This window comes from Kocuria rhizophila DC2201 (genome assembly GCF_000010285.1).
GTDB classification, from domain to species: domain Bacteria; phylum Actinomycetota; class Actinomycetes; order Actinomycetales; family Micrococcaceae; genus Kocuria; species Kocuria rhizophila_A.
Genome location: NC_010617.1, coordinates 2,391,815 through 2,410,409 on the forward strand (window position 1 = coordinate 2,391,815; position 18,595 = coordinate 2,410,409).

Consider the following 18,595-nt stretch of genomic DNA (forward strand, 5'->3'; position numbering starts at 1 on the left):
GGTCCTCACTACGAGTCTCGGTTCAGGACGTGGTGGCACAGCGCGTCGAGCTGCTCGCGCTGCGGGCCGGGCAGGGGCAGTCCGTCGAGCAGCTCGCGGGCCCGGTCCACGAGGTCCGTGGCCAGGTCCACAGCGGCCTCCCGCGCACCGGCCGCCGCGAGCGCCTCCCGGGCGCGCTCCACCGTGGTGGCACCCGCCGCGAGGTCCTCGAGCACGCGGCGGGCGTGCGGGGCCTGCATCCCGTGGGCGGTCAGCACCGTGGCCTTGCCCGACCGGAGGTCCGCGTCCACGGACTTGCCCGTAAGCGCCGGGTCCCCGAAGGTGCCCAGGACGTCGTCGACCACCTGGTAGCCCACACCCAGCAGTGCGCCCGCGTGCGCGAGCTGCTCCGACTCCTCCGCGGACGCCCCCGCGAGCAGGGACCCCGCCCGCAGCGGCGCCTCGAAGGAGTACGTGGCCGTCTTGAGCCGCTCCATGTCCAGGATGTCCTGCACACCGGGGTGCTCCGCGCCGAAGCGGTGCAGGGACAGCAACAGGTCGTCCAGCTCGCCGGCCGCCGAGGCGGTGACCGCCTCGAACACCACGTCGGCCACCGCGCGCGAGGTGGCGGGGTCCCCGGTGCACGTGCTCGCGAGGCGCAGCGCGCCCGCGAGCAGCAGGTCCCCGGCGAGGATCGCGGCGGACTCTCCCGCGTGCTCGGCCTCGTGGGCCGGCGCGCCCGCGGCGGCGGCGTCCCGGCGGAATAGCTCGCCCACGGTCGGGCGGCCGCGCCGGCGCCAGTCACGGTCCACGACGTCGTCGTGGACGAGCAGCGCGGCATGGAGCATCTCGAACGACGCCGCCAGCCGCACGCACTGCGCGTCCGGCACCGAGGGCACGGCCCCACCGGCCGGTGCGGTGAAGGAGCGCCACGCAATCAGCGTCAGGCGGGGCCGGATGAGCTTGCCTCCCGCCAGCTGCTGGGCCGTGCGCTCCCACAGCACCGGGAAGCCCGGGCTCCGGGGAACACGGTGCGTCGGGGCGGCGAAGAACTCCTCCAGCTCCCGCGTGACCGCGGCGCGGAAGGCGCTCCACTCGGCGTCCTCGCGGGGCAGCGTGGAGCGGCTCCCGCCCTGCTCCTCGGCGCACGCGGAGGCGTTCGGCACGGCCCGGCTCATGAGGGCTCCCCGGGGGAGGCATCGGCGCGACCGGGACCCGTGGCGGGCGCACCGGCGCCTCTGCCCGGATCGGTGCCGCGCCCGGCCTCGGCGGATCCGTGGGCGTCGGAAGTGTCGGAGGCGTCCAGGGCGGGGCGCTCGCACAGGTCCGTGAGGTGGGTTTCCATGCGCGCGGCCGTGCCCGTGAGGAATTGCAGGACGGCCTGCCTGCCCCGCTCGTCCAGGGCCGCGAGCTCGGCCTCCACCATCTCGACCATGGGCATCACGTGCCGGGTGACCTCCGCCCTGGAGTGGTCCACGGCGCGCACGGTCATCCGGCGGCCGTCCGCGCGGTGGGGTTCACGCACCACGTGGCCCGCGCGGACCAGCCGGTCCACCATGGCGGTGGCAGAGGCCGTGGTGATGTGCAGGGCCCGCGCCAGGTCCGTGGGTCCCATGGGGTGGCGCATGAGCAGGGCCATGGCGGAGTAGTCGGTGTCCTTGAGACCCATGATCCGCCGCAGCTGGTACCCGATCTCGTGGTTCAGCGTGACCACCCGCCGCAGGGCGCGCGAGTGCGGTCCGGCAACCACGTGGGAGGAGGGCGCCCCGGACTCCGCGGCGCGCTCGTGCTCGGTGCCGTCCACTGCCCACCTCGCCTCACGCGTCCTGAGTTCTCCGGAAATCGACTCCCGAGTGCCCGCCTGCCGGGTACTTAGATCGTCTAGTTAGCATCATGCTGTACGTGCGCGTGGCGTGTCCAACCTCACGGGCCGTGTCGGGCGCGGGAGCGCTCGCACCGTTCAGGCGAGCTGGCGCAGCGCCCGCATGACCGACCCGCCGTACCCGCCGCCGAAACGCAGGGCGTGGACGAGCAGCGGCGGCAGCTGGTACCACGGCACCCGCTGCTGCCAGCCGTCGGCAAGGGGGTGGGCGTCGTCGTAGGCGGCAAAGCAGTCCCGTCCGAAACCGCCGAAGAGCTGCATCATGGCGAGGTCGTACTCGCGGTGGCCGTAGAACGAGGACGGGTCGATGAGCCAGTTGGCCCCCGCGGAGTCCACCACCCGGTTGCCCGCCCAGAGGTCCCCGTGCAGCAGGCTCGGGGGCTCGGGCGGCCCGGCGAGCTCGGCGGCGCGCGGTGCGAGCTCCGCGAGCACCCCGGTGGCGGCCGGGTCCAGGTTGCCCGCGTCCACCGCCGCGCGCAGCAGGGGCTCGATGCGCCGCTCCAGCAGGAAGTCCGCCCAGTCGTCGGTGGGGGTGAGGTCCGCCGTCATGGACCCGATGCGCTCGGGCAGCTGCGGGGAAAGCCACCCCACGTGCGGGGCCCGGGCACGGTGGATGCCCGCCAGGCCCACCCCCAGGCTCCGTTCGGTGGCGCGGGTGCGCTCTCCTTGGACCTCGTCGATCCACTCCAGCACGAGGGCATCCTCGCTGACGTGCCGCACCGCGGGGATCCGCACCTCGTCCGGGGCCACGGCGCGCAGGGCCTCGAGCGCGGCGGCCTCGACCGGCAGCACGCCCTCGGGGGCGTAGCTCATGGTCTTGGCGAACAGGGGCCCGTCCGGGGTGTCCAAGCGGAACGCGTTGGCGCTGTCCCCTCCGCTCAGGGGATGCGCGGCGCTCACGCGCAGCTCGGTCACGAGATCCGGGGGAAGCTCATCCAGGTGTGCCATGGCTCATGTGTAGCACCGCCCTCCGACGGGCTGGGGCGCGCGGGCTCAGCGCACGTTCGCCTCGAACAGGTGCCGCCCGGAGGTCTGCGCATTGCACTGCACGTCCGGTGCCCCGGAGCTCTTCTCCCCCGCGCTGGACCAGAAGCAGTGGTACCGGTCCGTCTCCTTGCCGCGGGCACCGGCGGGGCGCCCGGCGCTCTCCACCTCCTGGAGGATCGCGGTCGCCTCGGCGCAGTCCACACCCTCGAGCCCGCTGTACTCGTAGGACCCACCCCGGCACGCGCCGGTGCCCCCGGTGGGGGCCGCCGTCGCGGCGGGTGTGGCGCCCACGGGCCGCATGGTGAAGGAGGACAGCACGGGGAGGATCTCCTCGCGGAACCGGGGACTCTTCGAGAACGCGTCCGCCTCCGCCGCCATGTCCACCGAGGTGTTGATCCCGCCCTGCTGGGTGCCCTGGAAGGACACCATCGTGCCGTCCCCGCGGGAGATGTGACCGAACAGCCGGTCCGCCCCGGTGTTCGACGTGATGCCGTAGGCCACCAGCATGTTGGCCCCCGCGGACTGCCCGGGGTAGGGCCCCACGGCGATGCGCACGGGGTCACCGTGGGAGTCCAGCGCGCCGGGCAGGGTGCCGTGGGACGTGGTGCTCGTGGGTGTCACGGGGCTCGCGATCTGCCCGTCCGGCCGGATGGCCAGCATGAGTACGGTGGCGCCCTCGGCGTCCTTGAGGAGCCACGCCCTGGTCTCGGGCGTCGAGGCGTCCGGTGCGCCCACCGTCCATCCCTGCGGGTAGCGGAACCCGATGCTCCCGTCCGGCGTGGTGAAGCTCTGGGTCAGCTCGGCGGCCTGCGCCGCCTCCGGCGAGGGGCTGGGCCGCACACTCGTGGCGGACGGCGACGCCGCGGCGTCGCCCGAGCGACCCGGCGTCGCCCCGCTCGTGACCCCGGCCCCCGACGGCGCGGCGGACGAGGCCCCAGAAGAACCGTCCCCTCCCGACGGCGCCCCGCACGCCCCCAGGGCGAGCACGAGGGTGGCCACGGACAGGCAGCGCAGGGCGCGGGAGGTCGTCATGGTGACGAGTCTCACAGCTGGATCGCCTCCGGCCAAGTGCATTCGAAGACATGAAAACGTGTTGCGCGCCCAACCCCGCCCCCAGAACGGCCCACACCGGCCCCACGTGCGACGACACCCCGGGTTGCTAGGATGAGCGCACTGCCGGCCCGCGCATTCTCGTTCTCGTTCATGTCCTCCGGAGTCACCCCGAGTCGTCGCGGCACACCGTCCGCACCGTCTGCACCGCAAGGGATCCATGACACCGCTGCTGCGTCACCACCGACTGGAGAACGGCCTCTACCAGCTTTCCGCCGTGCTCGGCGTGTTCACCGCGTGCGTCTACACCGCGTCCTTCCTGTTCACGGACTGGTCCGTGCACGCGCCCTATGCCCCGTTCTTCCTGGCCGTCACCACCGGTTCGTTCACGCTGTGCGCGGTGACCGTGTCCCTCGTGCGGCTCTTCCACGAGGACCAGTGCCCGGGCCCGGAGGACTCCTCCGACCTGTTGGACACCGAGCGGATCGTACTCGGCTTCACGCGGGACCCGCACCACACCGGCAGCACCCGCGGCGCCCTCCCGCGCTGATCCCCCGCCCCGACCCACGACGCCGCACGGCCTCCTTTTGACACTCTCCCCGCCCGTGCTACTGTCGCAGCCAACAAAGGATCATGAGTCCCGGTGCAAAGCTCTGGCTAACCGGGCGGCAACCCTCCTGCTGTAGTGGGGTGCCCCAGATGACGATCCGGCCGTCACGCAACCGCGTGGCTGGCAAGTACGGCGCACGGAAATCGACCTCCGGCGTCCTACCGCCGGAGGTTTTCTCATATGTCCGCACCCCTGACCGCCGTCCACCAGGACCTCACCGCGGCGGGCGCCGCGCCCTCGGGCACGTCCTGGCTGGTGCGCCGGCCCCGCCGTTCCACGCTCGTCTCGTTCGAGGTGTTCCCCCCGCGCCCCACCACGGACCCGGACACCGTGTGGCGCAGCATCGACGCCATGGCCCAGGCCGGACCAGACTTCTTCTCGGTCACGCACGGACACTCGGGCGGGCGCGGTGTCTCCCGCGAGGCCCTGCGGCACCTGCGCCGGACCACCCGCACGCCCGTGATGGCGCACTTCACGTGCGGCGGCACGGACCGCGCCGGACTGGAGCGCTCCGTGGAGCATCTGCTGGACGACGGCGTGCGGGACCTCCTCGCACTGCGCGGGGACCCGCCCCTGGGTGCGGGTGAGTGGGTGACCCCTCCCGGGGGGATCGGCCGGGCCTCGGAGCTGGTGCGGCTCATCCGCGACGTCGAGCGGCGTCGTTTCGGGGACGGCTTCCGCCCCGGCACCCGGCCGCTGTCCGTGTCGGTGGCGTGCTACCCCTCCCCCGCGCGCGGCCGCGACTTCGAGGCGGACCTGGCCTCCCTGTGGGAGAAGCAGGAGGCCGGCGCTGACTACGCGATCACGCAGGTGCTGTACGAGCCCGAGGACTACGCCGCGTTCCTCGAGCGGGCACGCTCCGAGGGGATCCACATTCCCGTGGTGGCCGGCCTGATGCCGCTGACCAACCCGAAACGGTTGCAGCGGATGACGGAGATCACCGGTGTGCCCGTGCCCGAGCGGCTCACCCGGTTCCTCACCGCGGGTTCCCCGGACGAGCTGCGGCACCGGGGCACCGCCGCCACGCTGACCCTGATCGACGACCTCCTGGACCTCGGCTGCGCCGGCTTCCACCTGTACACCTTCAACCGCCCGGACGCGGCGCTGACCATCCTGGAGCACCTGCGCGTGCGGGACGCCGCCCGCGAGTACCGGGGCCGCAGCCCCGCGGCCTGACCCGGGCAGCGTCGGGCGCCCCGCCTACATCGGAGACGCCCCGGCAGGCCCGGTGCCCGGCACGGCATCGTCACCAACCCACCCGTCCCGCCGCGGACCCACCCGCGGCGCGGCTGCCCCACACCCTTTTCCACCCCGGACCGACCCTCGCAAGGAGAGATCATGACCGTCACGAACCCCGCCACCCTGCCCGCCGCCACGATCCTGGGCTATCCGCGCATCGGCCCGGACCGCGAGCTCAAGCGTGCGCTCGAAGCCCACTGGAAGGATCCCGCCCGGCACCCCGCGAGCACCGTGGTGGACACGCTCGGCGCCCTGCGCGAACGCACCACCCTGCGGCTGCGGGAGCTCGGGCTCGGCGCCGAGCACGCCATCCCGTCCGAGGGCTTCGCCGTGGACCACGTGCTGGACACGGCCCTGGCCCTCGGCGCGGTCCCGGCCCGCTTCACTGCGGACGGCTACTCCCCCGCCGCCCCGGACACCCCCGAGGGCATCGGCCTGCTCACCGCGCTGTCCCGGGGCACGGACCGGCTGGAGCCGCTGGAGATGACCAAGTGGTTCGACACCAACTACCACTACTACGTCCCGGAGATCGGCCCGGACACCCCCCTCAGCGCGCACCCGGAGAGCCTCGTGGCCCGCTACCTGGACACCCTCCGGCGCACCGGGGTGCGGACCCGCCCCGTGCTCGTGGGTCCGGTGACCCTGCTGCTGCTCTCCCGCCCGGAGACCACCGACGACGCCCCCGTGGATCCGCTGGGCCGCCTGGAGGACGTGGTGGGTCTCTACGTGCGGATCCTCTCGGAGCTCGCCGCGGCCGGTGTGCAGTGGGTGCAGCTGGACGAGCCCGCTCTCGCCGCGGACGGTTGGGCGGTGGAGCGCACCGAGATCGTGGCCGCCGTGGAGTCCGCCTACCGCCGGCTCACGTTCCCGGCGGACCGCCCCGCCGCACTCGTGACCGTGGGCTACGGGGATGCCGGTGGGGACGCCCTGCTGGCCCTGGCCCGTACGGATGCGGAGGCCCTGGCCGTGGACCTGGACCGCGGGGACGTCCCCGGTGCCGAGGCGCTGCGGGCGTGGGGCGAGCGCCCGGTCGTGGCCGGCGTCGTGGGCGGTCGCACCGTGTGGCGCACGGACCTGGCGGGCGCCACGGACACCCTGGACCGGTTGCGCGCCGCGGCCCGCGGCCCCGTGGCGGTGGGCACGGCCACGCCGCTGCTGCACGTCCCGCACGACGTCACCCAGGAGACCGGGCTGGACCCGGACGTGCGCAGCTGGGTGGCGTTCGCTGACCAGAAGGTCACCGAGGTGGTCGAGCTCGCGCGCGGCGTCGAGCACGGCTGGGAGGCGATCACGCAGACCTTGGAGACGGACGCCCGGATCCGCGCGGCCCGCGCCGCCCACCCGGCCACGCACCGGCCCGAGGTCCGCGAGCGCACCGCCGCGGTGCGCGGCGAGGACCGCGTGCGGGCTTCCGCCGTCGAGCGCCGGGCGGCGCAGCACGAGCGGCTGCGGCTGCCGCTGCTGCCCACCACCACCATCGGCTCGTTCCCGCAGACCACCGAGATCCGTGCGACCCGCGCTGCCCACCGCGCCGGGCGCCTGGACGACGCCGCCTACACGGAGGCGATCCGGCGGGAGATCGCCCGCACGGTGCGCGCGCAGGAGGAGCTGGGCCTGGACGTGCTGGTGCACGGCGAGCCGGAGCGCAACGACATGGTGCAGTACTTCGCGGAGGCCCTGGACGGCTTCGCGACCACGCGTCACGGCTGGGTGCAGTCCTACGGCTCGCGGTGCACGCGCCCGTCCATCCTGTTCGGGGACGTCTCCCGGCCCGCGCCCATCACCGTGGACTGGACCGGGTACGCGGCGTCGCTCACGGACCGTCCTGTGAAGGGCATGCTCACGGGTCCGGTGACGATCCTCGCGTGGTCCTTCGTGCGGGACGACGCCCCCGCGGCGGAGGTCGCGGACCAGGTGGCGCTGGCTCTGCGGGACGAGATCACGGACCTCGAGGCCGCCGGGACCGCCGTGGTCCAGGTGGACGAGCCAGCGCTGCGGGAGCTGCTGCCGCTGCGCGAGGCGGACCGCCCGGCGTACCTGGAGTGGTCCGTGGGGTCGTTCCGGCTGGCCACCGGAGCCGCCGCCACGGACACGCAGATCCACACGCACCTGTGCTACTCGGAGTTTGAGACGGTGCTGGACGCGATCGAGGGCCTGGACGCGGACGTCACCACCCTGGAGGCCTCCCGCTCCGGCTCGGGCATCGTGGACGGGCTCGCCGCCGCGGACTTCCCGCGGGACGTGGGTCCCGGCGTGTGGGACATCCACTCCCCGCGCGTGCCCACGTTCGAGGAGGTCGCCGGGCGCGTGCGCCACGCTGCGCACGCCATCGGTGCCGACCGCGTGTGGGTCAACCCGGACTGCGGTCTGAAGACCCGCGCCTGGCCCGAGACGCGGGCCGCCCTGGACCGTCTGGTGGCCGCCGCGGTCACGGTGCGCGGCGAGCTCGCCCGCGCGGACCGGGACGGCCAGGGCAACGACGCCGCCCGGGCCGTCCCGCCCGGCACCGCCCCCGCGGGGGCCGCGGCCACGCGCTGAGGCGCACGGCCCACCACCGGAGCACCACCCGCGCGGCTCCCGCACCGGGAGCCGCGCGGCACCGAAGAACGGAGAATGTCATGAGCGCCACCACGGCTGCCCCACCACTGGGGACGCCCATCGTCCAGCCCATCCACCACAGCGCGGCCTACGCGTTCGACACCCTCGCGGACGCCCGCGCCGTGTTCGCGCAGCGGGCCGGTGGGTACACGTACGCGCGGACGGGCAACCCGAACGTCGCGGCCCTGGAGGCCGAGATCGCCCGGCGCGAGGGCGGAGCGGGTGCCGTGGCGGCGTCGTCGGGCCAGGCGGCCGTGGCGCTGGCCCTGCTCACGCTCACGGGACCGGCGCGGGACGCCCACGCCGTGGTGTCCTCACGGCTCTACGGCGGGTCCGTGGACCTGCTCACGGACACCCTCGCGGACACCGGGCTCGAGGTGAGCTTCGCGGATCCCCGCGATCCGCGCGAGTGGGAGGACGCCGTGCGGGAGGGCACGCGCGTGTTCTTCCTGGAGTCCATCGCCAACCCGCTCACCGAGCTGCCCGAGCTGGAGGCGATCGCGCAGATCGCCCACCGTCACGGGGCGGCCGTGGTGGTGGACAACACCGTGGCCACCCCGCACCTGTACACCCCCGGGGAGCACGGGGCGGACTTCGTGGTGCACTCGGCCACCAAGTACCTGGCCGGGCACGGCGGACCGCTGGGCGGGCTGCTCGTGGCCACCGGGAGCTTCGACCCCACCAATGATCCCGCTCGGTGGCCGTGGCTGACCGAACCGCGCCACCGCTGGGGCGGACGCTCCGCCGTGGAGACCTACGGCGCCGAGCGCGCGGTGCTTGGGGTGGCGCGGTGCAAGTACCTCAACGACCTCGGCCCGTGCCTGGGTGCCACCATCGCGCACGAGATCCTGCAGGGCATGGCCACCCTGGGAGTGCGGGTGGAGCGGCAGTCGGCCACGGCCGAGAGCCTGGCTGCAACGCTCGCGGCCCATCCCGCCGTGGAACGGGTGCACCACCCGGCCTCCGCCACGGGCCGCCAGCGCGAGCTGCTGAGGCACGGCGGGTACCGGGGCGCCGGAGGGGTGTTCTCCGTGGACCTCGCGGGCACCCCCGCACAGGTCGAGGACGTGGTGGACTCCCTGCGGCTGATCCGTCTGGCCGCCAACATCGGCGACGTCCGGACGCTCGTGGCCCACCCCGCGAGCATGACCCACTGCCGACTCACCCCCGAGCAGTTCCGGGCCAGCGGCATCACGGAACGAACCCTGCGTTTCACCGTGGGGCTCGAGGACGAGGCGGAGCTCACCGCGGACCTGTTCCGGGCGCTCTCGGTGATTGCGGAGCCCGCCCCGGGGTGGGACACCGCGGCTGGGCGGGGGACCGCGGTAGCGGCCCCCTGAGCCGCGAGTCGGTTCGCGCGGGCGACGGACTGTCCTCGAACGCGCGAACCGACTCGCCCGCGATGACCATTTTTCACCCCGGCGGCCACCGAGGCCCCCGGACCACACCTACCAGGAGACCCACGATGACACGCTCCACCGACACCCTGCGCGGCCTCGCCACACGGGCGATCCACGACGGCCAGCACCCCGATCCGACCACGGGCGCCGTGGTCCCGCCGATCTACCAGACCTCCACGTTCGTGCAGGACGGCGTGAACCAGTTCCGCGAGGGCGGCCACGAGTACAGCCGCGGATCCAACCCCACGCGCAACGGCTTCGAGGAGCAGCTGGCCTCGCTCGAGCACGGGACACGCGCGTTCGCGTTCTCCTCCGGCATGGCCGCGGAGGACGCCCTCCTGCGCGCAGTCCTGCAGCCGGGTGACCACGTGGTGCTCGCCGCGGACGTCTACGGCGGCACGTTCCGCCTGGTCGACCGGGTGCTCTCGGGCTGGGGGATCTCGCACAGCATCGTGCCCTCGGCCTCCGCGGACGACGCCGCCCGCACCGTCCGCCCCGGCAGCACCGCCGTGCTGTGGCTGGAAACCCCGTCCAACCCGCTGCTGCGGGTGGCGGACATCGCTGCGTGGGCGCGAGTGGCCGACGACGCCGGCGCGCTGCTCGTGGTGGACAACACCTTCGCGACCCCCGCCCTCCAGAACCCGCTCGCGCTGGGTGCCCACGCCGTGGCCCACTCCACCACCAAGTACATCGGCGGCCACTCGGACGTGCTCGGCGGAGCCGTGGTGGTGGGGGACGCGCACTGGCGCGGCGAGACTCTCGCGGAACGGCTCGCGTTCCAGCAGTTCGCGTGCGGAGCCGTGGCCGGGCCCTTCGACGCGTTCCTGGCCGCCCGCGGACTCAAGACGTTGCCGCTGCGCATGGAGCGCCACTGTTCCAACGCTCTGGAGGTCGCGCACTTCCTGCGGTCCCGAGATGACGTGGTGGAGGTCCACTACCCCGGCCTGGAGGATCACCCGCAGCACGACCTCGCGGCGCAGACCCTGCACGGCGGCTTCGGGGGCATCATCTCCTTCCGGCCCGCCGGCGGGGTCCGAGCAGCGCACGAGTTCGTGGCCGCCTCAGAGCTCTACAACCTGTCCGTGAGCCTGGGCGGGGTGGAGTCCCTGGCGTGCGTGCCGCACAGCATGACGCACGCCTCGCGGGTCGGCACCGCGTACGAGGTCCCCGAGGACCTGGTGCGGTTGTCCGTGGGGTTGGAGAGCATCGACGATCACCTGGCGGATCTGGACCGGGCTCTCGGGGCCGCATCGCGGGTGGGGCGGGGGGATGTGCCCTCTGCCGGCGGTGCCCGCCAGCAGGCGGCATAGACCGCGTGTTAAATGCGGGGAGGCCCCACACCGTACGGTGTGGGGCCTCAACCCTGTTCACAATAATTCCGGCGGTGACTTACTCTCCCACACCCTACCGAGTGCAGTACCATCAGCGCTGTGGGTCTTAGCTACCGGGTTCGGGATGGGACCGGGCGTTTCCCCCACGCTATAACCACCGGAAACCTGCACCACCCCACAACCCGGGGGCGGAAACCTGGTTCCCGTGCCTACCACGGGTCAAACCTGTATTCCTCTGTCAACCACACACCCACACCCCGTCCGGGGTGGGGGTTGTTGGTGGTCAACCACATAGTGAACGCGAACACCACTCTCTTGATGACAGATCGTGTGTGTATAAGTCTTCGGTGTATTAGTACCAGTCAGCTCCACGCCTTACAACGCTTCCACACCTGGCCTATCAACCCAGTCGTCTACTGGGCACCTCACACCCCACAAAGGGGGTCAGGAAATCTCATCTCGGAGCAAGCTTCCCGCTTAGATGCTTTCAGCGGTTATCAATCCCGAACGTAGCTAATCAGCGATGCTCCTGGCGGAACAACTGACATACCAGAGGTTCGTCCGTCCCGGTCCTCTCGTACTAAGGACAGGCCTCCACAAATTTCCAACGCACGCAGCGGATAGGGACCGAACTGTCTCACGACGTTCTGAACCCAGCTCGCGTACCGCTTTAATGGGCGAACAGCCCAACCCTTGGGACCAACTCCAGCCCCAGGATGCGACGAGCCGACATCGAGGTGCCAAACCATGCCGTCGATATGGACTCTTGGGCAAGATCAGCCTGTTATCCCCGAGGTACCTTTTATCCGTTGAGCGACGGCCATTCCACAATGTACCGCCGGATCACTAGTCCCGACTTTCGTCCCTGCTCGAGCTGTCACTCTCACAGTCAAGCTCCCTTGTGCACTTACACTCAACACCTGATTGCCGACCAGGCTGAGGGAACCTTTGGGCGCCTCCGTTACTCTTTAGGAGGCAACCGCCCCAGTTAAACTACCCATCAGGCACTGTCCCTGACCCGGATCACGGGCCGAAGTTAGATGTCCAGAGTGACCAGAGTGGTATTTCAACAACGACTCCACCACCACTAGCGTGATGGCTTCACAGTCTCCCACCTATCCTACACAAGCCACACCGAACACCAATACCAAACTATAGTAAAGGTCTCGGGGTCTTTCCGTCCTGCTGCGCGAAACGAGCATCTTTACTCGTACTGCAATTTCGCCGAGTTCATGGTTGAGACAGTAGGGAAGTCGTTACTCCATTCGTGCAGGTCGGAACTTACCCGACAAGGAATTTCGCTACCTTAGGATGGTTATAGTTACCACCGCCGTTTACTGGGGCTTAAATTCTCCGCTTCGACCCCGAAGGATCTAACAGGTCCTCTTAACCTTCCAGCACCGGGCAGGAGTCAGTCCGTATACATCGTCTTACGACTTCGCACGGACCTGTGTTTTTGATAAACAGTCGCTTCCCCCTAGCCTCTGCGACCCCACCCAGCTCACACAGCACGTGTGCTCACCAGACAGGGCCCCCCTTCTCCCGAAGTTACGGGGGCATTTTGCCGAGTTCCTTAACCATGATTCTCTCGAACGCCTTAGTATTCTCTACCTGATCACCTGTGTCGGTTTGGGGTACGGGCGACTAGAACCTCACGTCGATGCTTTTCTTGGCAGCATAGGATCACCGAATTCTCTCACCTAAGAGAGTCCCATCACATCTCAGGCACACAACCCGCGGATTTACCAACGGGTCACCCTACATGCTTAGACCAGGACAACCATCGCCTGGCTCGGCTACCTTCCTGCGTCACACCTGTTAACACGTTTACCTCCCCGGATCAGGTCCCAGCCTCACCACACACCCCGCGACCCACAAGGGGTCACGGTCATGGTGGCTCGGGTGGTTAGTATCCCCGGCTCAGTAGGGTCGGTTCTTCATCGGTACGGGAATATCAACCCGTTGTCCATCGACTACGCCTGTCGGCCTCGCCTTAGGTCCCGACTCACCCAGGGCAGATTAGCTTGACCCTGGAACCCTTGATCATCCGGCGGACGGGTTTCTCACCCGTCTATCGCTACTCATGCCTGCATTCTCACTCGTTGAGGTTCCACCACTGGGTCACCCCGCAGCTTCACTACCCCAACGACGCTCCCCTACCCACAACACCACCTCAACCACAAACGGCTCAGCTAACGGTGTCATGCCACAACTTCGGCGGTGTACTTGAGCCCCGCTACATTATCGGCGCGGAATCACTTGACCAGTGAGCTATTACGCACTCTTTCAAGGGTGGCTGCTTCTAAGCCAACCTCCTGGTTGTCTCAGCAACTCCACATCCTTTCCCACTTAGCACACGCTTAGGGGCCTTAGTTGATGGTCTGGGCTGTTTCCCTTTCGACTATGAAGCTTATCCCCCACAGTCTCACTGCCACGCTTACACTTGACTGGCATTCGGAGTTTGGTTGACGTCAGTAACCTTGTAGGGCCCATCAGCCATCCAGTAGCTCTACCTCCAGCAAGCAACACGCAACGCTGCACCTAAATGCATTTCGGGGAGAACCAGCTATCACGGAGTTTGATTGGCCTTTCACCCCTACCCACAGCTCATCCCCTCCATTTTCAACTGAAGTGGGTTCGGTCCTCCACGCGCTCTTACACGCGCTTCAACCTGGCCATGGGTAGATCACTCCGCTTCGGGTCTAGATCACGCCACTCACAACGCCCTATTCAGACTCGCTTTCGCTACGACTACCCCACACGGGTTAATCTCGCGACGTAACACTAACTCGCAGGCTCATTCTTCAAAAGGCACGCTGTCACCCCAAAAGGCTCCAACGGCTTGTAAGCACACGGTTTCAGGTACTATTTCACTCCCCTCCCGGGGTACTTTTCACCATTCCCTCACGGTACTGATCCGCTATCGGTCATCAGGAAGTATTCAGGCTTACCAGGTGGTCCTGGCAGATTCACACGAGATTTCACGGGCCCCGTGCTACTCGGGAACAACGTCACACCACGACAATGACAGTTTCGTCTACGGGACTCACACCCCCTACGGTCTGGCACTCACCACCAGTTCGACTACCACCACGCCACAGCGCCCAGGGTGGCGACCCCAGGAACAACGCATCCCACAACCCCGATCATGCAACCCTCGCCAGGTATCACACACAACCGGTTTAGCCACCATCCGCTTTCGCTCGCCACTACTCACGGAATCACTGTTGTTTTCTCTTCCTATGGGTACTGAGATGTTTCACTTCCCCACGTTCCTCCTCGCACCCTATGAATTCAGATACGAGTGACCACGCATAATACGCAGCCGGGTTACCCCATTCGGAGACCCTCGGATCACAGCTCGTTTATCAGCTCCCCGAGGCTTATCGCAGATTTCCACGTCCTTCATCAGCTCCTGATGCCAAGGCATCCACCGTGTGCTCGTAACAACTTATACGCCACACAACACAAATAAATCATCAAAGAACACACCACACACCCTTCCAGGTGCGCGGCGTCAAAGATGCTCGCGTCCACTATGTAGTTGACAAACAACAACCCACCAACACCACCTCACCAGGACAACCATCCCAGTCTCGTGATGCTGCGGGAAACCAACCAACACTGACGTGTTGATCGACAACCCAACAATGTGCCACCACGCCGCCACCCCAACACCACCACCAGAACTCGTGTCCGGTCGTGTTCCCGTGTCAGGGCACAGCGTGTCCGCTTGCTGATATTCCACCCATGAGCATCAACCACACCCCGCCGAAAATGACGAGGATCGTGGGTGCCGGCCACACGGCCAGCCACAGTGCTCCTTAGAAAGGAGGTGATCCAGCCGCACCTTCCGGTACGGCTACCTTGTTACGACTTAGTCCCAATCGCCAGTCCCACCTTCGACGGCTCCCCCCACAAGGGTTAGGCCACCGGCTTCGGGTGTTACCAACTTTCGTGACTTGACGGGCGGTGTGTACAAGGCCCGGGAACGTATTCACCGCAGCGTTGCTGATCTGCGATTACTAGCGACTCCGACTTCACGTGGTCGAGTTGCAGACCACGATCCGAACTGAGACCAGCTTTTTGGGATTAGCTCCACCTCACGGCATCGCAACCCATTGTACTGGCCATTGTAGCATGCGTGAAGCCCAAGACATAAGGGGCATGATGATTTGACGTCATCCCCACCTTCCTCCGAGTTGACCCCGGCAGTCTCCTATGAGTCCCCACCATCACGTGCTGGCAACATAGAACGAGGGTTGCGCTCGTTGCGGGACTTAACCCAACATCTCACGACACGAGCTGACGACAACCATGCACCACCTGTACACCAGCCCCACAAGGGGGAAAGACCATCTCTGGCCCGGTCCGGTGTATGTCAAGCCTTGGTAAGGTTCTTCGCGTTGCATCGAATTAATCCGCATGCTCCGCCGCTTGTGCGGGCCCCCGTCAATTCCTTTGAGTTTTAGCCTTGCGGCCGTACTCCCCAGGCGGGGCACTTAATGCGTTAGCTACGGCGCGGAAAACGTGGAATGTTCCCCACACCTAGTGCCCAACGTTTACGGCATGGACTACCAGGGTATCTAATCCTGTTCGCTCCCCATGCTTTCGCTCCTCAGCGTCAGTAACAGCCCAGAGACCTGCCTTCGCCATCGGTGTTCCTCCTGATATCTGCGCATTTCACCGCTACACCAGGAATTCCAGTCTCCCCTACTGCACTCAAGTCTGCCCGTACCCACTGCACACCCGGGGTTAAGCCCCGGGCTTTCACAGCAGACGCGACAAACCGCCTACGAGCTCTTTACGCCCAATAATTCCGGACAACGCTTGCGCCCTACGTATTACCGCGGCTGCTGGCACGTAGTTAGCCGGCGCTTCTTCTGCACGTACCGTCACTCTCGCTTCTTCCGTGCTGAAAGAGGTTTACAACCCGAAGGCCGTCATCCCTCACGCGGCGTCGCTGCATCAGGCTTCCGCCCATTGTGCAATATTCCCCACTGCTGCCTCCCGTAGGAGTCTGGGCCGTGTCTCAGTCCCAGTGTGGCCGGTCACCCTCTCAGGCCGGCTACCCGTCGTCGCCTTGGTGAGCCATTACCCCACCAACAAGCTGATAGGCCGTGAGCCCATCCAAAACCAGTAAAACCCTTTCCACAACACACCATGCGATGCGCCGTCGTATCCAGTATTAGACCCAGTTTCCCAGGCTTATCCCAGAGTCAAGGGCAGGTTACTCACGTATTACTCACCCGTTCGCCACTCATCCACCCAGTGCAAGCACCAAGCTTCAGCGTTCGACTTGCATGTGTTAAGCACGCCGCCAGCGTTCGTCCTGAGCCAGGATCAAACTCTCCGTCAAAAAATTCAACAGAAACCACCCACCACACCTCAGCGCGGCCGGCAGGATCCCAGCTGACACCCAACACCCCCAGGAAACGGGAAAACACCTGAAAAGGCATCGGGCCATCAACCAAAAAATAAAACTTTTGGTATCAACAAACTAGACACACTATTGAGTTGACAAACAACACACCACATCTAAACCCTGATCCAGGGCTTTGGATTGGAAGTTTGCGTTGCCGCGATTCGGAAGCTTCGTGGCTGTCCTGTTGGCAACTCGACTAGCCTATCCGTTCCTCATCCGGTCCGCAACTCTGCGTTCTCACGCGGTTGGTTCCTGTGGAGGAAGGGGGCTGGTCGACCGTCCAGGTCAGCTCTTCGCTGTCCGTCCTTGCGGCGACTCGGAATACATTACACACGGCCGCTGACCTGCGCAAAACGGGGGCCCCAGCCTGCCGGTCAGTCCCGCAGCAGGTTCTTGCGCACCTTGCCCGTGGCCGTGCGGGGCAGCTCATCGGTGAAGGTGACGCTGTCCGGCACCTTGAACCCGCTCAGCTGGGACCGGACGTGCTCCCGGAGCTGCTCCTCGGTCACGGTGGAGCCGCCTGCCCGCACCACGTGGGCCACCGGCCGTTCACCCCACTTCTCGTGCGGCACACCCACCACGGCCACGTCCAGGACGTCCGGGTGCGAGTAGAGCGCCTGCTCCACCTCGATGGAGGAGATGTTCTCGCCCCCGGAGATGATCACGTCCTTGGCGCGGTCCGTGAGCTGGATGTACCCGTTCGGGTGCATGACGCCCAGGTCCCCGGTGTGGAACCACCCGCCGTCGAAGGCCTTCCGGGTGGCGGTGACGTCCCGGTAGTAGCCGATCATCACGTTGTTCCCGCGCAGCACGACCTCCCCGAGGCTCTCGCCGTCCGCGGGGACGTCCTGCATCTCGGGATCCACCACCCGTGCGGACTCCGCCTGGATCATCGCGACGCCCTGTCGGGACATCTGCCGCGCCCGCTCCGAGGCCGGCAGCTCCGCCCACTGCTCCTGGGGTTCGCAGATGGTGATGGGGCCGAACACCTCGGTGAGGCCGTAGACGTGCACGATGTCGAAACCCGCCTGCTCCAGCCGTTCGATGATGCTCGGCGCCGGCGGAGCTCCCGCCGTGGTGATGCGGATGCGACGGTCGAGCGGGTGGGCCTCCTGGGCGTCCACGATGGTGGAGCACACCGCCGGGGCCCCGCACAGGTGGGTGATGGCGTGCTCGTCGAACGCGCTCCACACGTCCTGCGCCCGCACGGCGCGCAGGCACACGTGCGTCCCGCCCGCCGCCGTCACGGCCCAGGTGGTGCACCACCCGTTGCAGTGGAACATGGGCAGGGTCCACAGGTAGCGGGTGTCCCCGGTGAACCCGTTGTGGAACACCTCTCCCAGACTGTTGAGGTAGGCGCCGCGGTGCGAGTAGAGCACCCCCTTGGGCCGACCGGTGGTCCCGGACGTGTAGTTCAGGGTGATGGGAGCGTTCTCGTCCACCACGCCACGGCGCACGACGCCGCCATCGGTCTTCTCCGCGCTGCCTGCGTGGCGTACCGGGGCGTCCAGGAACTCCTCGAACGTGGGGACTCCGGCGCCCGCGCCGTCACGGACGGCCGGCAGCCCGGCCTGCTCGTCGGGGACCTGCACGAGGCGGACCCCGGTGCGGTCGCCCATCGCCTCCGCGACCGTGTCCAGCACCGAGACGTCCGCGAGCACCACCCGGGCTCCGCAGTGCTCAAGGATGTACTGCAGCTCCCGGGCGCTGAGCCGTGGATTGAGGGGGACCAGCACGGCCCCCGCCGCGGGCACGGCGTAGTGCGCCATCAGAGCCGCCGGCACGTTGGGGGCCACCACTGCGACGGTGGGCCACTCCCGTTCCAGGAACTCGGCCCCCTGGAAGTCCTCCTCCGCGGCGCGCCGGCCCGCACCGTTCGAACGGTCGCCCTCGCCGGTTGCGCCGGAGGACTCCGCAGGAGCGTCCGCCAGTAGAGGACGCAGCGCCGCGGCGAAGCGCTGGACGTCCCGGTCGAACTGCCGGTAGCTCCATTCCTGGGAACCGTGGACCACGGCGCGGCGGTCGGGGAAGACCTCCGCGCTGCGCTCCAGGAAGCGCAGGGGGGTCAGCGGCTCGGTGTTCGCGAACATGGTG

General features: G+C 68.0%; 10 protein-coding genes, 3 rRNA genes and 1 riboswitch. Of the genes, 5 read left to right on the plus strand and 8 right to left on the minus strand.

Annotation, left to right across the window (positions count from 1 at the left end; genetic code table 11):
- Positions 1-8 precede the first annotated feature (8 nt).
- The 4 genes from KRH_RS10310 to KRH_RS10325 all read right to left on the minus strand — a co-directional run bounded on the left by KRH_RS10310 (position 9) and on the right by KRH_RS10325 (position 3,880).
- On the minus strand, positions 9-1,157 hold the full coding sequence (locus tag KRH_RS10310) for a polyprenyl synthetase family protein (RefSeq protein ID WP_012399153.1): 1,149 nt from the start codon (positions 1,155-1,157) through the stop codon (positions 9-11).
- Positions 1,154-1,783 carry a MarR family winged helix-turn-helix transcriptional regulator gene (locus KRH_RS10315; protein ID WP_012399154.1) on the minus strand — a complete coding sequence of 210 codons (630 nt, stop codon included), beginning with the start codon at positions 1,781-1,783 and terminating at the stop codon, positions 1,154-1,156. Before KRH_RS10315 ends, KRH_RS10310 begins: the two co-directional genes overlap by 4 nt.
- A 156-nt stretch (positions 1,784-1,939) precedes the next feature.
- Positions 1,940-2,809 (minus strand): fructosamine kinase family protein, encoded by an 870-nt coding sequence (locus tag KRH_RS10320; RefSeq protein ID WP_012399155.1) that lies wholly within the window; start codon positions 2,807-2,809, stop codon positions 1,940-1,942.
- Positions 2,810-2,854: 45 nt separating this feature from the next.
- Positions 2,855-3,880: a hypothetical protein gene (locus tag KRH_RS10325; protein ID WP_088610690.1), complete on the minus strand. Its 1,026-nt coding sequence runs from the start codon at positions 3,878-3,880 to the stop codon at positions 2,855-2,857.
- Positions 3,881-4,118: 238 nt separating this feature from the next.
- Between KRH_RS10325 and KRH_RS10330 the strand changes: the two genes are divergently transcribed.
- From KRH_RS10330 to KRH_RS10350, 5 genes are all read left to right on the plus strand, one after another.
- Positions 4,119-4,448, plus strand: coding sequence for a hypothetical protein (locus KRH_RS10330; RefSeq protein ID WP_012399157.1), 330 nt, complete (start codon positions 4,119-4,121; stop codon positions 4,446-4,448).
- A gap of 79 nt (positions 4,449-4,527) precedes the next feature.
- A riboswitch (SAM riboswitch) is annotated at positions 4,528-4,644 on the plus strand.
- Between the two features lie 44 nt (positions 4,645-4,688).
- A complete protein-coding gene (locus KRH_RS10335) occupies positions 4,689-5,684 on the plus strand; it encodes a methylenetetrahydrofolate reductase (protein WP_012399158.1) in 996 nt (331 codons plus the stop codon).
- Between the two features lie 162 nt (positions 5,685-5,846).
- A complete protein-coding gene (gene metE / locus KRH_RS10340) occupies positions 5,847-8,285 on the plus strand; it encodes a 5-methyltetrahydropteroyltriglutamate--homocysteine S-methyltransferase (RefSeq protein ID WP_012399159.1) in 2,439 nt (812 codons plus the stop codon).
- An 80-nt stretch (positions 8,286-8,365) separates the two neighbouring features.
- Positions 8,366-9,685, plus strand: a complete 1,320-nt coding sequence (locus tag KRH_RS10345) for an aminotransferase class V-fold PLP-dependent enzyme (protein WP_012399160.1) — start codon at positions 8,366-8,368, stop codon at positions 9,683-9,685.
- A gap of 125 nt (positions 9,686-9,810) precedes the next feature.
- Entirely contained in the window at positions 9,811-11,055 is a 1,245-nt protein-coding gene (locus tag KRH_RS10350) for a cystathionine gamma-synthase (protein WP_012399161.1), read from the plus strand.
- Between the two features lie 66 nt (positions 11,056-11,121).
- On the opposite strand, the gene rrf is transcribed toward KRH_RS10350, so the two are convergent.
- The 4 genes from rrf to KRH_RS10370 all read right to left on the minus strand — a co-directional run bounded on the left by rrf (position 11,122) and on the right by KRH_RS10370 (position 18,591).
- Positions 11,122-11,238, minus strand: a 5S ribosomal RNA gene (gene rrf / locus KRH_RS10355).
- 170 nt (positions 11,239-11,408) lie between these two features.
- A 23S ribosomal RNA gene (locus tag KRH_RS10360) occupies positions 11,409-14,533 on the minus strand.
- A 371-nt stretch (positions 14,534-14,904) separates the two neighbouring features.
- Positions 14,905-16,435, minus strand: a 16S ribosomal RNA gene (locus KRH_RS10365).
- The 16S, 23S and 5S rRNA genes sit together here, the layout of an rRNA operon.
- 440 nt (positions 16,436-16,875) lie before the next feature.
- Positions 16,876-18,591 (minus strand): AMP-binding protein, encoded by a 1,716-nt coding sequence (locus KRH_RS10370; protein WP_012399162.1) that lies wholly within the window; start codon positions 18,589-18,591, stop codon positions 16,876-16,878.
- Between the last annotated feature and the right edge of the window lie 4 nt (positions 18,592-18,595).

Coding starts and splice junctions, on each gene's coding strand:
- KRH_RS10310 (WP_012399153.1), bottom strand. CDS start 1,157: ATGAGCCGGGCCGTGCCGAACGCCTCCGCGTGCGCCGAGGAGCAGGGC.
- KRH_RS10320 (WP_012399155.1), bottom strand. CDS start 2,809: ATGGCACACCTGGATGAGCTTCCCCCGGATCTCGTGACCGAGCTGCGC.
- KRH_RS10325 (WP_088610690.1), bottom strand. CDS start 3,880: ATGACGACCTCCCGCGCCCTGCGCTGCCTGTCCGTGGCCACCCTCGTG.
- KRH_RS10330 (WP_012399157.1), top strand. CDS start 4,119: ATGACACCGCTGCTGCGTCACCACCGACTGGAGAACGGCCTCTACCAG.
- KRH_RS10335 (WP_012399158.1), top strand. CDS start 4,689: ATGTCCGCACCCCTGACCGCCGTCCACCAGGACCTCACCGCGGCGGGC.
- metE (WP_012399159.1), top strand. CDS start 5,847: ATGACCGTCACGAACCCCGCCACCCTGCCCGCCGCCACGATCCTGGGC.
- KRH_RS10345 (WP_012399160.1), top strand. CDS start 8,366: ATGAGCGCCACCACGGCTGCCCCACCACTGGGGACGCCCATCGTCCAG.
- KRH_RS10350 (WP_012399161.1), top strand. CDS start 9,811: ATGACACGCTCCACCGACACCCTGCGCGGCCTCGCCACACGGGCGATC.
- KRH_RS10370 (WP_012399162.1), bottom strand. CDS start 18,591: ATGTTCGCGAACACCGAGCCGCTGACCCCCCTGCGCTTCCTGGAGCGC.